Origin of the sequence: Xanthobacter sp. 91 (assembly GCF_000702385.1) — a bacterium.
GTDB lineage: Bacteria > Pseudomonadota > Alphaproteobacteria > Rhizobiales > Xanthobacteraceae > Xanthobacter > Xanthobacter aminoxidans.
Map to the genome: position 1 here is coordinate 1,993,520 of NZ_JNIB01000001.1, position 18,981 is coordinate 2,012,500.

The 18,981-nt window shown below is 66.7% G+C and carries 14 protein-coding genes; 5 read left to right on the forward strand and 9 right to left on the reverse strand.

Annotated features, from left to right (window positions below):
- Window positions 1-91: 91 nt before the first annotated feature.
- Window positions 92-1,456 carry a dicarboxylate/amino acid:cation symporter gene (locus A37E_RS0109515; RefSeq protein ID WP_038192827.1) on the reverse strand — a complete coding sequence of 455 codons (1,365 nt, stop codon included), beginning with the start codon at window positions 1,454-1,456 and terminating at the stop codon, window positions 92-94.
- Between the two features lie 281 nt (window positions 1,457-1,737).
- Here A37E_RS0109515 and A37E_RS0109520 point away from each other — a divergent pair, with 281 nt between their 5' ends.
- Entirely contained in the window at window positions 1,738-3,606 is a 1,869-nt protein-coding gene (locus A37E_RS0109520) for an ATP-binding protein (protein WP_029556380.1), read from the forward strand.
- On the forward strand, window positions 3,603-4,961 hold the full coding sequence (locus tag A37E_RS0109525) for a sigma-54 dependent transcriptional regulator (RefSeq protein ID WP_029556381.1): 1,359 nt from the start codon (window positions 3,603-3,605) through the stop codon (window positions 4,959-4,961). The genes A37E_RS0109520 and A37E_RS0109525 overlap by 4 nt, the downstream gene beginning before the upstream one ends.
- 257 nt (window positions 4,962-5,218) lie before the next feature.
- Here A37E_RS0109525 and A37E_RS0109530 read toward each other — a convergent pair whose 3' ends face one another.
- From A37E_RS0109530 to A37E_RS0109545, 4 genes are read right to left on the reverse strand one after another with little or no spacing between them, the layout of a single operon-like run.
- A complete protein-coding gene (locus A37E_RS0109530; protein WP_029556382.1) occupies window positions 5,219-6,061 on the reverse strand; it encodes a hypothetical protein in 843 nt (280 codons plus the stop codon).
- A gap of 15 nt (window positions 6,062-6,076) precedes the next feature.
- On the reverse strand, window positions 6,077-6,820 hold the full coding sequence (locus A37E_RS0109535) for a pyrimidine 5'-nucleotidase (RefSeq protein ID WP_029556383.1): 744 nt from the start codon (window positions 6,818-6,820) through the stop codon (window positions 6,077-6,079).
- Between the two features lie 14 nt (window positions 6,821-6,834).
- Complete coding sequence (locus A37E_RS0109540) at window positions 6,835-7,182, reverse strand: hypothetical protein (RefSeq protein WP_029556384.1); 348 nt, start codon at window positions 7,180-7,182, stop codon at window positions 6,835-6,837.
- 48 nt (window positions 7,183-7,230) lie between these two features.
- Window positions 7,231-8,052: an MOSC domain-containing protein gene (locus tag A37E_RS0109545; protein ID WP_038192830.1), complete on the reverse strand. Its 822-nt coding sequence runs from the start codon at window positions 8,050-8,052 to the stop codon at window positions 7,231-7,233.
- 326 nt (window positions 8,053-8,378) lie between these two features.
- Here A37E_RS0109545 and clpB point away from each other — a divergent pair, with 326 nt between their 5' ends.
- From clpB to A37E_RS26415, 3 genes are all read left to right on the forward strand, one after another.
- The gene (clpB, locus tag A37E_RS0109550) at window positions 8,379-11,018 is read left to right on the forward strand and encodes an ATP-dependent chaperone ClpB (RefSeq protein ID WP_029556386.1); all 2,640 of its coding nucleotides are present in this window, start codon (window positions 8,379-8,381) and stop codon (window positions 11,016-11,018) included.
- 252 nt (window positions 11,019-11,270) lie between these two features.
- Window positions 11,271-12,602, forward strand: a complete 1,332-nt coding sequence (locus A37E_RS26410) for a protein kinase (protein WP_197022950.1) — start codon at window positions 11,271-11,273, stop codon at window positions 12,600-12,602.
- The gene (locus tag A37E_RS26415; protein ID WP_197022951.1) at window positions 12,599-13,312 is read left to right on the forward strand and encodes a PP2C family serine/threonine-protein phosphatase; all 714 of its coding nucleotides are present in this window, start codon (window positions 12,599-12,601) and stop codon (window positions 13,310-13,312) included. The genes A37E_RS26410 and A37E_RS26415 overlap by 4 nt, the downstream gene beginning before the upstream one ends.
- 98 nt (window positions 13,313-13,410) lie before the next feature.
- Here A37E_RS26415 and A37E_RS0109560 read toward each other — a convergent pair whose 3' ends face one another.
- From A37E_RS0109560 to A37E_RS0109575, 4 genes are all read right to left on the reverse strand, one after another.
- Window positions 13,411-14,337, reverse strand: a complete 927-nt coding sequence (locus tag A37E_RS0109560) for a hypothetical protein (RefSeq protein WP_029556387.1) — start codon at window positions 14,335-14,337, stop codon at window positions 13,411-13,413.
- A gap of 118 nt (window positions 14,338-14,455) precedes the next feature.
- On the reverse strand, window positions 14,456-15,376 hold the full coding sequence (locus A37E_RS0109565) for a hypothetical protein (protein WP_029556388.1): 921 nt from the start codon (window positions 15,374-15,376) through the stop codon (window positions 14,456-14,458).
- A gap of 48 nt (window positions 15,377-15,424) precedes the next feature.
- Window positions 15,425-16,351: a hypothetical protein gene (locus A37E_RS0109570; protein ID WP_029556389.1), complete on the reverse strand. Its 927-nt coding sequence runs from the start codon at window positions 16,349-16,351 to the stop codon at window positions 15,425-15,427.
- Window positions 16,352-16,541: 190 nt separating this feature from the next.
- The gene (locus A37E_RS0109575; protein WP_038192833.1) at window positions 16,542-18,518 is read right to left on the reverse strand and encodes a M23 family metallopeptidase; all 1,977 of its coding nucleotides are present in this window, start codon (window positions 18,516-18,518) and stop codon (window positions 16,542-16,544) included.
- Window positions 18,519-18,981 lie beyond the last annotated feature (463 nt).

Sequence of the window (18,981 nt, forward strand, 5' to 3'; positions counted from 1 at the left end):
GCCGGTCAAGCGCGGCGCGGCAAACAAAAAAGCCCGCCTCCGGAGAGGCGGGCAGCTGGGGAGGACCGGTGTCGCGCCGCGCGCGGTGGCCTCAGGCGACGGCCTTCACGCCGGGGGCGGTGGAGATCAGGCCCTCGTCGAACTCGTCTTCCAGCGAGATGGGTTCGCCGTCGAGCACGCGCAGGAGCTTCGCCTTGTCCAGCTCGCCTTCCCAGCGGGCGACGACGATGGTGGCCACCGCATTGCCGACGAAGTTGGTGAGCGCGCGGCACTCGGACATGAAGCGGTCGATGCCGAGGATGAGGGCAAGGCCCGCCACCGGAACCGACGGCACCACCGAGAGCGTCGCCGCCAGCGTGATGAAGCCCGCGCCGGTGATCCCCGCCGCGCCCTTGGACGACAGCATGGCGACCAGCAGCAGCAGGACCTGCTCTTCCAGCGAGAGGTGGATGCCGGTGGCCTGGGCGATGAACAGGGCCGCCAGCGTCATGTAGATGTTGGTGCCGTCGAGGTTGAACGAATAGCCCGTGGGGATCACGAGGCCGACCACCGACTTGGCGCAGCCGGCGCGCTCCATCTTCAGCATCAGGCCGGGCAGGGCCGCTTCCGAGGAGGAGGTGCCGAGCACGAGGAGCAGTTCCTCGCGGATGTAGCGCAGCAGCTTCCACAGGGAGAAGCCGTTGTAGCGCGCCACGAGGCCCAGCACGATGAACACGAACAGCGCCGCCGTGAGGTAGAAGGTGAAGATCAGGAAGGCGAGGTTCTTCACCGAGCCGATGCCGTACTTGCCGATGGTGAAGGCCATGGCGCCGAACGCGCCGATGGGCGCCGCCTTCATCACGATGGCCACCAGCCGGAACATGGCGTGCGAGGCGGAGGTGAGCACCTTGAGCACCGGGGTGCCGAGATCGCCCACGCCGCCGAGCGCGATGCCGAACAGCACGGCGAAGAACAGCACCTGCAGGATGTCGCCATTGGCCATGGCCGACACCGGCGTCGCCGGGATGATGTCCATCAGGAAGCCGATGATGGAGGCGTCATGCGCCTTCGCCGCGTAGGTGGCGACGGCCTTGGGATCCAGCGTCTTGGGATCGATGTTGAGCCCTGCACCGGGCTGCACCACGTTCGCCACGATGAGGCCGATGACGAGGGCCAGCGTGGAGAAGGTAAGGAAGTAGATCATGGCCTTGCCGGCCACGCGGCCGACCTTGCCCATGTCGCGCATGCCGGCGATGCCGGTGACGACGGTGAGGAAGATGACGGGGGCGATGACCATCTTCACCAGCTTGATGAAGGCATCGCCCAGCGGCTTCAGGCTGGCGCCAAAGTCCGGATAGAAATGGCCGAGCAGCGAGCCGGCGATGATCGCCACGATCACCTGGAAATAGAGGTGATGGTAGAACTTGCGGGGGTAATGGTGATGGGGCGCGGGATGCGCCGGTATAGCGTGGGCCATCTCAGGACCTTCCTCCGCCGGGCCGTTGGTGCCTCTTGCGGCCGCTCTGGCCTGGGCACTTCAGGATCGGATGCTTCGTTAAGGGCCGGCGCAGCGCGCCGTTCGACGCTTCCCTCTGCGCAAGGCGCATGCCAGTTCAGAGCGGGACGCGGAGCACGCGCAACACGTTGATTCGAAATGTTTTCTCCGCGAGGCTCCGCCGCCCCTCTCGACTCCGCGTGCGGTGAGGCGCACATTGCCGTCAAAATCTGTGCGGAAATCCGCACATCAGGAGAGCCTCCGTGGCCGAGCCGGGCGTCCCGCCGAGCCCTGAACGCCCCTCCCGCCGCCGCCTGCTGACGGTGGGCGGCACGGCGCTGGCTGCGCTGGCGCTGATGGTCACGCTGGACCGGGTGGCGGACTATGCGGCCCGCCGGTGGGCGGTGGCGCAGGTGGCGGCCTCCGCCGAGACGGCGGCGGCGCTGCGCGTCGCGGTGCTGCGCAGCGAGATCGACAAGCAGCGCTCTTTGCCCGTGGTGCTGGCGCAGGACCCGGAGGTGCGCGGCGCGCTGGAGGCGCCGGACCCGGCCCGCCTCGACGCCCTCGACCGGCGGCTCGATGCCCTCGCGGAGGGGGTGCGCACCGGCGTCATCTATCTCATAGATGCCGAGGGCCACACGGTCGCGGCCAGCAACTACCGGACCCCGGAGAGTTTCCTCGGCTCCGACTACGGCTTTCGCCCCTATTTCCGCGTGGCGCTGGCCGAGGGGCGGGCGGAGCATTTCGCCTTCGGCACGGTCAGCCGCAAGCCGGGCCTTTATCTGGCGCAGCGGGTGGAGGCGCAGGGGCGGGTGCTCGGCGTGCTCGTGCTCAAGGCCGAGTTCGACGCGCTGGAGGCCGCATGGCGGCGCTTCGCCGAACCCACCTTCGTCACCGACGAGCGGCACATCGTGCTCATCGCCTCGGAGCCCGCCTTCCGCTTCCGCACCACCGTGGCGCTCGATCCGGTGGAGCGCGATGCCATCCGCGAGAGCCTGCAATTCGGCGATTCGCCCCTCACCCGGCTCGATCTCGGCCCCTCGCCCGAGGAAGGTGGCGTCCTGCGCCTGCGCCTGCCCGGCCGAAATGCGGCGCAGGATTTCGTCGCGGTGGACATGCCCGTGCCTTCCACCTCGTGGACGCTCACCGTGCTCGCCCCCACATCAGCCACGACGCGCCTCGCCACCACGGCGGCCCGCGCCTCGGCGGCGCTCGCCGGCGTCGTCGGCCTCGGCTCGGCCGGAGTGTGGTGGACCCGGCGCCGCCGCCGCGTCCGGGCGCTGGCGCGGGAAGCGGAGGCGCGCCGGGCGCTGGAGGCCCGCGTCGTCGAGCGGACGGCGGAGCTGTCCGCCGCCAATGCGCAACTGGTGACGGAGATGGAGGAGCGCCGCCGCGCGCGCCTCGCCTTCGACGCTTTGCAGGACGAACTGGTGCAGGCCTCCAAGCTCGCCGTGCTCGGCCAGATCGCCGCCGGGGTCGCCCATGAGGTGAACCAGCCGGTGGCGGCCATCCGCACCTTCGCGGAGAATTCCCGCGCCTTCCTCGACCGCGGCGAGCCGGCCGCCGCCGCCGCCAATCTCGACACCATCGCCGCGCTGACCGAGCGCATCGGCGCCATCACCGGAGAGCTGCGCGCCTTCGCCCGGAAGTCCGCCGCCCGCATCGAGCCGGTGGCGCTCGCCCCGGTCATCGACGGCGCGCTGCTCTTGATGCGCTATCGCCTGCTCCAGACCGACATCGCTCTCGCCCTCGACATCGACCGCCCGGACGTGGCGGTGACGGGCGACCGCATGCGCCTCGAGCAGGTGCTGGTGAACCTCATCCAGAACGCGGCCGAGGCCATCGGCACGCGGCGCGACGGGGAAATCCGCATCCGGGTCGAGACCCGGCCCGACACGGTGGTGGTCACCGTCGCCGACAATGGTCCGGGCCTGCCGGAGGAGATGCTGGGGGCGCTCTTCCTGCCCTTCAACACCACCAAGCCGCAGGGGCTGGGGCTGGGCCTCGTCATTTCCAAGGACATCATCGCCGAGTGCGGCGGCAGCCTGAAGGTGGAGAATGACGGCGGCGCCGTCTTCACCGTCACCCTGCCCCGCGCCCGGGGACTCGACACCGGAGCCGGCACGGCATGACGGAAAGCAACGCGGTGGACGTGGCCTTCATCGACGACGATCCGGCTCTGCGCGCGGCCAACGTGCAGGCGCTGATGCTGGCCGGCCTCACGGTCGCCGGCTACGCCTCGGCGCTGGAGGCGCTGGAGGCGATCGACGCGGACTTTCCCGGCGTCGTCGTGACCGACGTGCGCATGCCGCGCATCGACGGGCTGGAGCTGTTCCGCCGGCTGAGGGCGCGGGACGCGGACCTGCCGGTCATCCTGATTACCGGTCACGGCGACATCGCCATGGCGGTGGATGCCATGCGCGAGGGCGCCTACGACTTCCTCGCCAAGCCCTATGCCTCCGAGCGGCTCGTCGCCAGCATCCGCCACGCCCTCGACCGCCGCCGGCTGGTGCTGGAAAACCGCGAGCTGAAGCGCGCCGTCGCCACCACGCAGGACGACCTGCCGCTGCTCGGCACCAGCGCTGTCATGGCGCGCCTGCGGCAGATGCTGCGCCAGATTGCCGATGCGGACGTGGACGTGCTGGTGGAGGGGGAGACCGGCTCCGGCAAGGAGGTGGTGGCCACCGCCCTCCACCGCTGGAGCCGCCGCGCCACCCGCCCGCTGGTGGCGGTGAATTGCGGCGCGCTGCCGGAGACGGTGATCGAGAGCGAGCTGTTCGGCTACGAGGCCGGCGCCTTCACCGGGGCGCTCAAGAAGCGGGTGGGGCGCATCGAGCACGCCCATGGCGGCACGCTCTTCCTCGACGAGATCGAGGCCATGTCACCGGCCCTCCAGGTGAAGCTGCTGCGCGTGCTGGAGGCGCGCGAGATCGCGCCGCTGGGCACCAACGAGACGCGGCGGGTGGACATCCGCGTCGTCGCCGCTTCCAAGGTGGACCTGCCGGCGCTGGTGCGGCAGGGCAGCTTCCGCGAGGATCTCTATTACCGCCTGCACGTCGCCTCGGTGCGCATCCCGGCCCTGCGCGACCGGCGCGGCGACGTGCCGTTGCTGTTCGGCCACTTCCTCGCCCGCGCGGCGGAGCGCTTCAACCGGGCGCCGCCGGAGCTGGACGCCAGCGTGCTGCGTCATCTCGCCGAACATGACTGGCCGGGCAATGTGCGCGAGCTGGTGCATTATGCCGAACGCGTCGCGCTGGGGCTGGTGGAGCCGGAGCCTGCCTCCGTTCCGGCCGAGGCCGACGGCGGCAAGGGCACCCTGCCGGAGCGGGTGGACGCCTTCGAGGCGCAGGAAATCCGCGCCGCGCTGGAGGCGCACAAGGGCGACGTGCAGGCCACCGTGGCCGCCCTCGGCATCCCCCGCAAGACCTTCTACGACAAGCTCCGCCGCCACGGCATCGACCAGGCGGCGTATCGCGGCGGGCGGTGAGGGGGCGGCATCACGATCATCCACCGCGGAACAGTCGCGCGCTCGAACCCCATTCACCATCGTCATGCCCGGCCTTGTGCCGGGCAACCACGTGGCGCGGCCGGGAGTAGCTGCCAACCATCTTCAGAATCGGCCCGACGTGGATGGCCGGGACAAGCCCGGCCATGACGGCGGTGAGGTCAGTGTCGGGATAACGGCCCCGGCCCGTCAGCCGGCGCCCCTATGGCCGAGGTCACCGGCGGTTAAAGCGCTCCCCCTCACCCCAGCTCGAACGTGGTGATGCCGAAGATGCGATCGAGCGGCAGATCCGGCCCCGAGCCGCGATACATGCGGCTGGTCTCGAACACCGGGGTGAGCCCCGCCCCTTCGGCGAGGGCGCGGGCGGCGGGGTTGGGATCGGGAATGTCGAGGAACACCTGATCGCCCGCCGCCGTGCGCGCGAGGGTGGAGAAGAGCGCGCCGGCCACCGCCGCGTCGTCGGCGAAGAGCGGGCCGATCTTCCATCCCGCCCGGCAACGGCGGAGGACGCCATAGCCCTTCACCGCGCCGTCCGCCACGAAGACGCAGGCACGCCCCTGCGGCGGGGCGAGCCACGCCTTCAGGAAGTTCGGGCGGGGAAAGCCGAAGCAGGCGCGGTCCAGCGCCGTGACGGCATCGCGGTGGGCGGGCGTGATGTCCACCACGCGCGGGTCGGGCGCGGCCTCCGGCGCCATGCCGCCGAAGCGGAAATTGGCGTAGGCGCGCTTGAAGCCGTCGCGGGCGTAGGTGCCCTGCTGCTCCACCACCGCGTCGAGCCCCACCGGGCCGTCGAGCCGCCTGAAGGTGTCCTGCCACAGCGCGAGGCCATGGCCTTCGCCGCGCAGATCCGGGCGGCAGATGTAGAAGCCGACGAAGGCGAAGCCGCCCTCATAGCGCGTCGCCGAGATCACTGCGGCCAGCGCACCATCGAGGAAGAGGCCACGGAAGGCGTGCGTATCCTGCGCGAGGAAGGCGGCGGCGTCGGCAAGGCCGGGGTTCCAGCCCTCGCGGGCGGCCCAGTCCACGGCGGTGTCCACCTCGACCGGGGTGAGGGTGCGGATGCTGCGGGTGGCGCCGGCCATGGCGTGGTCCTCCCTTTACTCCGGATCGGCCGCCGGCGGCGGGGGCAGGTCGCGGGCGACCGTCTCGAGGAAGCCGGCGAGGTCTTCGGTGACGTGGTTCACATAGGCGTCCTCGCGGCCCTCGAACTCCCAGCTCTCGCGCGCCGCCACCGTCTGGCCGGGAGGCACCACCAGAACCGTCACCATGCCGAGGCGGTGGGGCACTTCCAGATTGCGGGCGAGGTCCTCGAACATGGCGGCGCGGGTCGCTTCCACCCCGTGCGCACGCAGGAAGCGCTCGTAGGCCTCCTCGGTGGGCTTGGGGTGGAATTCGGCGGCCACGATGTCGTGCACGGCGGTGAAGTGCGCATCCATGCCGAGCTTTTCCAGCACGTTGCGGGCGTGGCGCTCAGAGCCGTTGGTATAGACCAGCTTCTGACCCGGCAGCGCCTCGATGGCGGCAGCGAGGCGGGGGGAGGCGTCGAGGGTCGAGAGGTCCACGTCGTGCACATGGGCGAGGAAGGCGGCGGGTTCCACCCCGTGCTCGATCATCAGCCCGCGCAGGGAGGTGCCGTAGCGCCGGTAATAATCCTTCTGGATGCGGAAGGCCTCCTCGGGCGCGATGCCGAGAAGGTTCGAGATGTACGCCTTCATGCGGGCGTCGATCTGGCCCCAGAGGTCGTGCTGGGCGGGATAGAGGGTGTTGTCGAGGTCGAACACCCAGGTGTCCACGGCCTCGAAGGCCGCCGATGAAAGCGCTGCGGGAGAAGACAAAATCATCGGCGGACCATGCCTCAGAACGGGCCGCGGGAATAGATGTCGGAGAGCATCCCCTCGATGGCGCGGATGCGGGTCTGGTAGGCATTGGAGATGCAGGCCGCGTCGGCCTTGCAGGCGGCGCGCTCCACCAGCCAGGCGCGCTGGTCGTCCTGGATCGCGCCGCGCTGGCCCATGCCCACCATCTTGGTGATGACGCCGTAGAGCGTCGCCATCTTCACGTCGAGCTGGGCGAGGTCGCAGCTCTTGCAGATGGCCACCTCGTCCGGCGCGCTGACACCGTTGCACGAGAAGCTCGCGGCGGACGCGGGAACGATGAGGATCGCGGCGAGCGTGGCGGCGAGGACAGCGGACTTCAGGCGCATGGGTTTCTCCCTTGAGTGGCGGGATTGGTGCGTGGCGGGATTGGCGGATCAGTCGGCGGCGGGCCGCAGGGTGTCGCCCACCCGGACTCGGCCGGAGCGCACCACCTTGGCATAGATCCCGCAGTCCGCGTGGCCGTAGGCGGACACGAGGCCCTTCACCACATTGAGGTCGCGGGCGGCGGTCGCGGGGTTCACGTTCACCGCCGCGCAGCGCTCGGTGCGCTTGAGGATGGCGATGCGCGCCGTGCCCACATCGAGCCGGGCGCCGGCCATCTCCAGCTCCGCGCCGGCCGGCCAGCCCTCCAGATGCAAATTCATACGGAAGCGGCGGGGGTCCAGCTCCGCCTCCATCCGCGCGCCGAGGTCGCGCACGCTCGCGAGGTTGAGAAGAGAGAGGAAGCCGGAGCGCAGCGAATCCGTGAAGCGGAAGCCCTCGGGCGCGGTCAGCAGCTTCAGCGGGCCGCGCGCCTCTTCGCCCATATAGAAGGTGAGGAAGGCCTCCACCTCCGCCCGTCCCTCGGGCGTCGAAAGGTTGGCCGCCACCACCTCGTGGCCGTCGAGGGCGAGCGTGAGCGTCGCCGTCGCCACGTCATAGCGGGAGGCGAGGGCGGCGAGGCGGGCGTCCCGCATCAGCATGAGGAAGGCGGTCTTCTGCCGGTAGGACGGCTCGGCCGGATCGAAGCCGCTGGGGCCGTTCTCCACCGCATAGAGGCGGTCGTTCGGGAAGAAGGCGCCGGCGGTCAGCTCCACGGCGTCCAGCGCCTCGGGCGACAGGCCCTTCACCGGATGGCGGTAGAGGGCGGTGACGGTGGCGGGCGGCAGCTTGGCGGCCGGAATGGCGGGGGCGGAAGAGACGGACGGCACGGGCATGCGGGGCGCTCCTTCAGGTCCGGAGGCCCCGGCGTCCCATGCCCCGCCGGCTTGGTCAAGGGCGGGTGAATTTTCACCTGGATCAAGGCGATGGCGGCGCGCCGGACCTAGCCTTGATCGAGCGGAGGGCGGTGGCGGCGCGGTTTGGCCCGGCCGGCTTGAAATCGTGCATCCACCCCCTTCCGTTGCAGCGGGGCCACACCCACATGAGGCACGGCGTGGGTTTGTTCCGCCTGCGCGACGGTAGCCGGGGATGCCGGGACCGTGTCCCGCCGCGCCCCCTATGCTTCTTGGAAGGTATCGGGCGCGGGAAGGAGGAGAGACAGATGAATTTTGAGATCTATACCGAGCGCGCGCGAGGCTTCGTCCAGTCCGCCCAGTCGCTGGCGGTGCGGGAGGGCAACCAGCAGTTCACGCCGGAGCACCTCCTGAAGGTGCTGATGGACGATCCCGAAGGCCTGTGCTCGGGCCTCATCCAGCGCGCGGGCGGCAATCCCACGCTGGTGCGCGCCGAGGTGGAAGCGGCGCTGAAGAAGCTGCCGAAGGTGTCGGGCGGCTCGGGGCAGGTTTACGTGTCCCAGCAGCTCGCCAAGGTGTTCGAGACCGCCGAGCAGGCGGCCAAGAAGGCGGGTGACGGCTACGTCACCGTCGAGCGGCTTCTGCTGGCCCTCGCCATCGAGAAGGACACCGACGCCGGCAAGATGCTGGCGAAGGCGGGCGTGACCCCGCAGACCCTGAACGCGGCCATCGAGGCCCTGCGCAAGGGCCGCACCGCGGACAGCGCCACCGCCGAGAACGCCTATGACGCGCTGAAGAAATATGCCCGCGACCTCACCCAGGCCGTGCGGGACGGCAAGCTCGACCCGGTCATCGGCCGTGACGAGGAGATCCGCCGTACCATCCAGGTGCTGGCGCGCCGCACCAAGAACAATCCCGTGCTCATCGGCGAGCCCGGCGTCGGCAAGACCGCCATCGTGGAGGGCCTCGCCCGCCGCATCGTGGACGGTGATGTGCCCGAGAGTCTGAAGGACAAGAGCCTTCTCTCCCTCGACATGGGCTCCCTCATCGCCGGTGCAAAATATCGCGGCGAGTTCGAGGAGCGCCTGAAGAGCGTGCTCTCCGAGGTCGAGGCGGCCGAGGGCGGCATCATCCTGTTCATCGACGAGATGCACACCCTGGTCGGCGCCGGCAAGACCGATGGCGCCATGGATGCGTCCAACCTGCTGAAGCCTGCCCTGGCCCGCGGCGAGCTGCACTGCGTCGGCGCGACCACGCTGGACGAGTATCGCAAGCATGTGGAGAAGGACGCGGCGCTGGCCCGTCGTTTCCAGCCCGTCTTCGTCTCCGAGCCCACGGTGGAGGATACCGTCTCCATCCTGCGCGGCCTGAAGGAGAAGTACGAGCTGCACCACGGCGTGCGCATCACCGACTCGGCGCTGGTGTCTGCGGCGGTTCTCTCCAACCGCTACATCACCGACCGCTTCCTGCCCGACAAGGCCATCGACCTTGTGGACGAGGCGGCCTCGCGCCTGCGCATGCAGGTGGATTCCAAGCCCGAGGAGCTGGACAGCCTCGACCGCGAGATCATGCGTCGCAAGATCGAGCAGGAGGCCCTGAAGAAGGAGACCGACAGCGCCTCCAAGGACCGCCTGAAGCGCTCCGAGAAGGAGCTGGCGGACCTCGAGGAGAAGGCCTCCGTCCTCACCTCCAAGTGGAAGTCCGAGAAGGAGAAGCTGGGCGAGGCGACCACCGTCAAGGCCAAGCTCGACCAGGCGCGGGCGGACCTTGCCTCCGCGCAGCGGCAGGGCGAATACCAGAAGGCCGGCGAGCTCACCTATTCGGTGATCCCGCAGCTGGAGAAGAAGCTCGCCGACATCGAGAAGGCGGGCGCGGCCGGTGGCATGGTGGAAGAGGCGGTGACGCCCAGCCACATCGCCGGCGTCGTCTCCCGCTGGACCGGCGTGCCCGTGGACAAGATGCTCGAAGGCGAGCGCGAGAAGCTGCTGCGCATGGAGCTGGAGCTGGCGAAGCGCGTGGTGGGCCAGTCGGAGGCGGTGGCCGCCGTCTCCACCGCCGTGCGCCGCGCCCGCGCCGGCCTTCAGGACCCGAACCGGCCCATCGGCTCGTTCCTCTTCCTCGGCCCCACGGGCGTCGGCAAGACGGAGCTGACCAAGGCGCTCGCCGAGTTCCTGTTCGACGACGAGACGGCGATGGTGCGCATCGACATGTCGGAATACATGGAGAAGCACTCCGTGAGCCGGCTGATCGGCGCGCCTCCCGGCTATGTGGGCTATGACGAGGGCGGAGCGCTGACCGAAGCCGTGCGGCGCCGGCCCTATCAGGTGGTGCTGTTCGACGAGGTGGAGAAGGCGCATCCGGACGTGTTCAACGTCCTCCTGCAGGTGCTCGACGATGGGCGCCTGACGGACGGACAGGGCCGCACGGTGGACTTCCGCAACGTGCTCATCGTCATGACCTCCAACCTCGGCGCCGAATTCCTCGCCGACCCGCGCCAGCCCATGGGCTTCAAGGTGCCGGGCCACGAGGGCGACCAGGTGGTGTCCGACGAGGAGGCCTACGACATGGTGATGGGGGCCGTGCGGCGTCACTTCCGCCCGGAATTCGTCAACCGGATCGACGAGATCGTCATGTTCCACCGCCTGAAGCGGGACCAGATGGACACCATCGTGGACATCCAGATGGGCCGGCTGCGCAAGCTGCTGGAGGATCGCAAGATCACCATCGAGATCTCGCCCGAGGCCCGGCACTTCCTCGGCGACAAGGGCTACGACCCGGCCTATGGCGCGCGCCCCCTGAAGCGCACCATCCAGAAGCTGGTGCAGGACCCCCTCGCCGAGAAGATCCTCGGCGGCGAGATCCTCGACGGCGCCAAGGTGAAGGTGGGTCTGGCCGACGGCCACCTGACCTTCACCAGCGAAGCGGCGAAGGTGGATCAGGCGGCCTGAGGGGATTGGGCCGGGGCGGCAGCTTCGGTCTGGATAAGGTTGAGCCCCCGGCGTATTGCGCCGGGGGCTTTTTGTTTTAGCCTGCAGCTGGATTTATACTCGAACACGTCCGAGAGCGTTGTCACGTGCTCGTGGAGTGGCTCGGTGGGCGCTTTCGCGAGGTAGCACCTGCATCGATCAATAAAATTGGGATTGAACTGACCCCGGGCAGGTACCTATGTTCCCCTGCTGAGCACAATATTGAGGTCCGCTTTGCCACCCTTTCCCCCAGAAAAGCTGCTTGGAGCCGGTGGCTTCGGCCGAGTCGAACTGATCAAGGACGGCAAAGGCGCCCTCTTCGCCCAGAAGACGTTTCAGGTGTCTCAGCCGCTTCCGCCGGTCATGATCGAAAACGTCCGAAAACGCTTTGCACGAGAGGCCCGCATCCAGAGCGGGATCTCGCATCGCAACATCGTGCAAGTGTGGCCAATGGGAGTCTCAGAGGACCCGCCCTGGTACCTCATGCCACTGGCTATCGGCACGCTCCAAGACCAATTGCCACGCGTTAATAAGATACTTCTATCTATAGATATTACGGCAATAACCGACATAATTGCTGGATTGGATGAAATCCATCAAGCAAAAATATTTCATAGAGATTTAAAACCAAGTAATGTTTTAAAATTTCATGAAGGAGGATCAGTTAGTATTAAATTTGCCATAAGTGATTTTGGGCTCATCGCGATGAGCGAGACGAGTTTGTCGGCATTAACGACAACTGGAATGGCAAAGGGAGCTGATTATTATACGGCCCCGGAAGTTACACAGGATTTGCGAAATGCATCTGTGCAATCAGATATTTATTCTCTAGGTTGTATACTTCATGACATGGTTGGAGAGCGGCCGCGCATCCCCTGTGCGGAAATCCGAGACGATGGCCCATATGGCGCAATTATGCGAAATGCAACCCGAGGAGACCCTTCCAGGCGGTTCGATTCGGTGAGGTCGTTTTTGGATGCCGTAATGAGTATCGCAGGATCGGATGCTAAAATTGATCTCACGATAGCGAGTGTAAGTCTGCGTGAAGTTATTAAAGATGAGACAATAGGCGTTATTCAATGGAATCAACTTATTGAACATCTAGAAGATAGTTCAGATAAAGATGATTGTAAGTTAATTTTATTAAAATTAAAATTCGATCAAATAAAATATCTGATAGAAATCGATAGGATACTGGCGGATAGGCTCGCTAATATATACGGAGAGTGGGTTTTGAGTTCGAGTTTCGATTTTTCTCGTTGTGACGTAATTGCAAATATATTGGGTCTTTTTATCGAGAGTTGCTCGTTCGAGGCGAAGGCCGATTGCTTGATTGCTTTGCTTGAGATGGGAACTTCTCATAATCGCTGGTACGTGGAGCGCATGTTTATGAGGTTGTGCGGCCATGAGATGCCGGAGGATCTTGCTAAGCGCATGTCCATCGAGTTCAGGGCGCGGGCAAAACTCGTCTGTAAAGCAGTGTCGCATTTGGAACGGTCTCTAGGCGCGAGCCGTGACTCTCTCCATCCAGCCCTTGTCCAAGTTCTGAAGGAGATATGCCCATGAAACTCACTTGGGCTTCGTTTTCAGATGAAGGGCCCCGTCCTGAAAATCAAGATGCCGTTGCAGTTTGGGATCTCGACGACGGCACGTTATGTGCCGCGATCGCCGATGGCGTGGGAGGTCAGTATGGAGGGATGAAGGCGTCCCTGATTGCTATTGAGATTTTAGGGAACGAACTACTCGAATTTCGTGACTGGAAACTAGATAAAATTGCTCATAGAATTCATTCTGCCATCGTACATGAACAGACGATGGATCCACGCTGCGTAAATATGGCAACAACACTATCTGCAATATTGATAGATAGCCGAGGCGCCACAATTGTCCACAGTGGAGATACAGGTATTTATCTAATTAGAGGCACTGGAATTAAAAAATTGACAGAGGAGCACAGCGAAGCGCGGAGACTTCTTGCTGAAGGGCTGCTCACCCGTGAGGAGTATGCGCAGTACCCTAGAAAAAACGTGCTCTACAGTGCGCTCGGCATGCGCGGAGAGCCGCGTATAGACCAAAAATTATTAAAAATTCAACCAGGTGACCGGATCATACTCGCGTCTGATGGGGCCTACAACCTATTATCTCTTCGAGAAATGCGGGTTCTATGTGATAAATCACCTACGGCTTATCAGTTTGCCCAAGAGATCCGCCACACTGTAGAAAATAGATTTCCAAGTGATAATTATAGTGTAATTTCTATTTTTGTTGATCCATAGCATATCTAATGATCATTTATATAAGAATTTTGATGGTTAAATGCGTGAGGAATCTCCAAGGGAGGGCGCCGCCGACTTCTGGAAAGCTTGACGCCCCCCTACTTCCCCCGCGCCGCCTGCACCAGCTCCTCCGCGCGCTTCACCGCGCCCGGGAAGAACGGCAGGCTAGGGGCGGCCTTGACGAAGCAGGCGCGGAAGGCGTCGCCGCCGGCTTCGCGGACCTGCTCGGCTTCCTTCCAGCGCGGGTCCTCGTCGTTGCGGGTCTTGCCGGCGGCGTCCTCGAGCCTGGTGGCCTTGGCGTTGGCCTCCTTCCAGATCTTCTCGCAGGCCGGCAGGGGCTTGATGGCGGCCTTCAGGTCCGCCGTGCCCACCACCACGCGGCCGTCGCCGATGCGGGTGAAGACGATGCTGCTGGGCGGGTCGTTCTGCTGGCCCGACTGGGTGAAGAGACCGAGCGCGGCGGTGACGCTCTCGCCCGCGCCGGCCGTCACCGGCAGGTCCATGTATTTGATGAAGGCGGCATCCGCGCCCAGCACGGCGAAATAGAAGGGCTCCGTCCCCATGGCCCCCTTGAGGCCGAGGCGCAGCGCCGGGTCGGCATCCTCCTCCTTGGCGCGGGCGGCGAGCCAGTCGGTGAAGACCGGCTCGGGGGAGACGAAATAGCGGGTGGTGAGGTTGGTGCCGGAGAACAGCAGGCCGTCCGGCTCCTTGGATTCCAGATATTCGGCGTTGAGCGAGGAGGGCATGAAGATGGGCTTCTTCTGCGTGCCCTTGAAGGCGATGGGCCCGATGAGGGCGACCATCCGCTTTTCCAGATCTTTCAGCAGCGGAGCGCCGAGCGCGTCCAGCTCGCCGTCGCTCTTGCCCGCCTTGGCCGCCGCGGCCACGTCCGCCAGGGCCTTGGCATGGGCAGCCATATAGTCCTCCGCCGGCCCCGCATGCGCCGGTCCGCCGGCGAGAAGACCCGCCGCGAGCAGGGCCGAAGCCAGCCGGAGGAGGGGGCGGCGGCGATCGGGGCGCGTCATGGGGACTCTCGTGTGCTGAAACGACAATGGCGGCGCAATCTGCGCCGCCATTGGTAAAAATCAATGGATGGCCCCGCCGCGTCCCCGGTCTTCCACCGGCGCCGCGCGGGCTATGCGCTCAGTTCCCGCGGGCGGTGGCGAGCAAGGTTTCGGCGCGCTTCACCGCGGCGGCGAGCACCGGCTGGCCCTGGGCCTCCCTGGCGAAGCAGGCGCGGAAGGCGTTGGAGGCGTCCACGTCGGCCTTGTTCGCCTCTTCCCAGCGGGGATCGTCCTGCTTCTTGGATTTTTCCGCGGCGGCGCGCAGCGCCTCGGCCTTCGCGGTGGTCGCCTTGAAGGCCTTGTCGCAGACGGGCAGGGACTTGATGGGAAGCTTCACATTGGTGGTGGCCACGGCGACCCGGCCGTTCGCCACCCGGGTGACGACCACGGCGTCGGGCAGCGTGTTGGCCGATATGTCCTGGCTGAACAGGCCGAGGGCGGCCGAGGCGGTCTCGCCCGCGGCGGCCGTCACCGGCAGCTCCATGTAGCGGGAGAAGGCCGCCTCGGCGCCGATGGCGAGGGTGTAGAATTCCTCGCTGCCCGTCGCCGCCGCGATCCCCTGTCCGAGGGCCGGGGCGGCGTTCTCGTGCTTCGCCTGCGCCGCCAGCCAGTTGGCGAACACCGGCTCCGGGGAGACCAGCACGCGGGTGGTGAAATCCTTGTCGGCGAACAGGAGGCCGTCCGGTCCGCCGGATTCGATGTTGCCATCCAGCAGGGTGGCGGGGGAGAAGCTGGCCGTGAGCCCCTTGAGCTGAAGCGGGCCGAGGAGCGCGCTCATCTTCTGCTCCAGCGCCTTGCGGGCGGCGGCATCGCGCTTCTCCAGATCCTCGGGGGTCGCGCCCCCCTTCTCCGCGGCGGCCAGCGCCGCCACGGCCTTGTCCCGCGCCGCGATATAGTCATCCGCCGGCGCCGCCCCGGCGCTGCCGGCCAGCCCCAGCGCGAAAGCCATTGCAAGGAAAAGCGGGCTTGCGGCCGGGCGGCAGCGGTCGGGGCGGCGCATGTCAGGTCTCCGGATGAGGGGGATCGATCAGGTGCAGGCGGGAGGGTCTCACTGCCCGCGCGCGGTGGCGAGGAAGGCTTCCGCCTTCTTCACCGCGGCGGCGAAGAAGGGCTGGCTCGGGGCCTCCTTCATGAAGCAGGCGCGATAGGCGTTGGAGCCCTCGTCCTGGATCTTGGTGATCTGTTCCCAGCGCGGGTCCTGGTCCTTGTTGTCCTTCTCCACCTGCTTCTGGAGAGCGTCGGCTTTGGCCTTGAAGGGCTGCCAGATGGCGTCGCAGGCGGGGATCGGCTTGTCGCCGAGCTTCACCATGGCGACGCCCACCATGGCCATGCCGCCGCCGATGCGCACGATGGCGACCTCGTTGGGCGCGGTGTTGCCGGAGGGCTCCTCGGTCTGGAGGCCGAGCCAGGCGACGGCGGTTTCTCCCGGCACGGCGGCGACGGGCAGCTCCACATAGGGCTGGTAGAAGCCGCCGTCGAAGCCAACGGCGTTGGTGTAGAATTCGGGCGTTCCCGCCGCCGCCTTCACGCCGGAGGCGAAGGCCTTCGGGGCATCCGGATCCTTGGCGCGGGTGGCGAGCCAGCCGGTGAAGATGCTTTCGGGCGCCACCACCAGACGGGTGTTGAAATCCTTGTCGGCGAAGGCGATGCCGCCCAGATCCTGCGCGGGGGTGTTCTCGTCGTAGGTCAGCACGCGCAGCGTATATTCCGGCGAGCCGAGGCCCTTGAACTTCACCGGGCCGACAAGGGCCGTCATCCGCTTGCCGAGATCCTTGAGCGCGGCCTCTTCGCGCTTGATGACGGCGGGGTCGCCGCTCTTGTCGGCCTTGGCGGCGGCGAGGGCGTCGGCCGTGGCCTTGTCGCGGGCGGCGACATAGTCGCTCAGCGGGTCGGCGGCGGCGAGCGCGGGCAGCGCGGTGGAGAGGATGAGGGCGCAGGCGAGGGAACGAACCGAACCACGGAAGGGGCCGCTCATGGGGGCAGTCCTCTGGGAGGGAAAGATGTGGCTTTCAACCGGTCGCAGCGGTAGCTGAACCATCCCCAAGGTCAAGCTTTGTTTGTGGCGAAGTGCGGCCGCGCCTGCGGCGCCATTTCGCGTGTCCAGCGGTCTTTTGATGAAGCGCGTTCCGGCCCGCGCGCTGCGGCGGCGGGCCGGAACAGGCGGGTCAGTTGCTGGCGGCGCGGGTCTTGGAAGAGCCGGCGTTCGCCACCTTCGGCGGCACCGGGGCGTGGCTGAGCAGGGCCTCGATGCGCTCCCGCTCCTTCCTGAACTCGGCGAGGAACTTGCCGTCCAGCGCCCGGCCGCGCGGCAGGCGGATGCGCATGGGATCGACGAAGTTGCCGTTGATCTTCACTTCGTAGTGCAGATGCGGGCCGGTGGAGAGGCCTGTATTGCCGAGATAGCCGATGAGCTGGCCCTGGCGCACCGTCACGCCCTCGCGGATGCCGCGGGCGAAGCCTGACTGGTGCGAGTAGGTGGTGACGTAGCCGTTGGCGTGCTGGATTTCCGTGTGCTTGCCGTAGCCGGATTTCCAGTTGGCGTAGATGATGGTGCCGTTGCCCGCGGCATAGATGGGCGAGCCGATGGCGTCCGCCCAGTCCACGCCCGTGTGCAGCTTGGAATAGCCGAGGATGGGGTGGCGGCGATAGCCGAAGGGCGAGCGCATGATGCCGCCCGTCATGGGCTTTCTCACCAGGAACTTCTTCGCGCTCTTTCCGTCCTCGTCATAATAGTCGACGAGCCCGTCGTCCGTGGTCTGGAAGCGGTAGTAGCGCCGCGTCTCCTTGTTCACGGTGAGGGCGGCGTAGAGCACGTCGTTGGAGGCGCCCGGATCGTCCGAGAACAGCACCTCGAAATTGTCGCCCGGCTTCACCCGGCGCTGGAAGTCCACGTCGAAGGAATAGACGCGGATGATGTCGGCGATGACGCTGCGCGGCACGTCGTTGCGCAGCGCGGTCTCGTAGATGCTCTCATAGAGCCGGATGCCGGGGCCGCTGTCGTCCTCATCCGTATCCTCGGAGACGCCGGCCATCTCGGTCTCGGAGGGCTCCGGCACGTTCACGAACTCGTCCTTGTCGGAGAGCGCGACGGTGCCCTCGTGGCCGAGGTCGCTGAAGATGGAGATGCGCAGCGGGCGCACGCGCTTGTTCTCCTCCTGCAGCAGCAGATGCATGCGCAGGCCGTCCTTCACGGTGCCGTCCCGGCCGCGCTGGAAGGCGGCGGCGGCGGCGCGGGCGTCTTCCTTGGAGACACCGTTGTCCATGAGGATGGAGACGATGGTATCGCCCTTCTTCACCACCACGGTGGCGTCCGACCAGTCGTTGCCGCCGGAGGTCTCGTCGGAGGTCTTGGGCACGAAGCTGATATTGGCCGGAATGACCGGAGCCGGTGCGTTGGCCGCGCCGGGGGGCGCGTGCCCGGCCGGGACCGCCGAGGCCGGCAGGCCGGGCGAGCCGAGCGCGTTGCCGACGCTGGCATAGGACAGATAGGGCGCGGACGCGGCCTGCGGCGAGAAGCCGGGCTGGGCGCCGACGATGGCGGCGGGCAAGCCGGCCTGGCCGGGCTGCACGCGGGTGAGCTCGGCCACCTCGCGCACCTTCACCAGCACGTTCTCCATAGAGGTGGCGGCGCCGAGCCGGGTGCTCGGGGGCAGGCTGGAGATGTCGCGCATCACCAGCGTGACTTCGCCGGTGGGCTCGGCCTGGGGCGCGGTCTCGTCCTTGCTGGAATCGGCGACGAGCTGGGCGGGGTTGAAGCGCGGGATGTTGGTGGAGACCGAGGTGGTGCTCATGGCGAGATTCGCCGCCACCCGGGTGAAGGGCCGCACCTTGATGATCTCCCGGTCGCCCATCTTGGTGGCGGTGGAGACGCGGAAGGTCTGGCGGGCGGTCGGCGCGTCGCCGAGCAGCGACATGCGATCGCCCTTGCGGACGGAATTGACCGGGCGCTCGCCCACGGCCAGGGCGCCGCGGATGGCGTTGCGCACCTTTTCCGGCATGAGCGCGAAGCGATGCTCACCGTCCAGCGCCGCATAGACGGCGCCGCCCATCAGGAACGAACCACACAAGGCCGTGAGCAGCGTGGCGGCGAACCAGCGTACGGAGACGCGGCGCCGGTCGATGTCCTCTTCGTCTCCGTCCACCCCGAGCGGGGGGTCGTCGCCAAGTCCGGCAGCGCTCGTGGCGTCGCGCCAGTCTCCGGCTGATCGTCGATGGTACAAATCTGCGTCCCTCAGCTGCGTGCGCGCGTGCGGCGCACTGGCCGTTTCCTGCGGGAAGGCCTGTCGGAACAAGCGATCAGGACTCCCGCCAACACATTCGGCGAACAAGACGTTCGGCGAACATGCCTTCCGCCTCACGACCCGTCAATGATGCGGCGCAAACCCGCCCGTTCGAGGCGGCGCATGTGAGGGGGAGGAGACGGCGAAAGCATGGCGCGAACCTCATTCGTGGGCGCCGAGGTCGGTTCACGGCGTGGCTGGCGGGGAAAAGCATCGAAACACCCTCTCTTCGCGCGCGCACGCGAAAGGTGGCTTCGAGACGGGGGTGTGCGATGCGGTCGGCTTTGCGGAAAACCGGAGACCGAAGCCGAAAAAGAATCCGCAT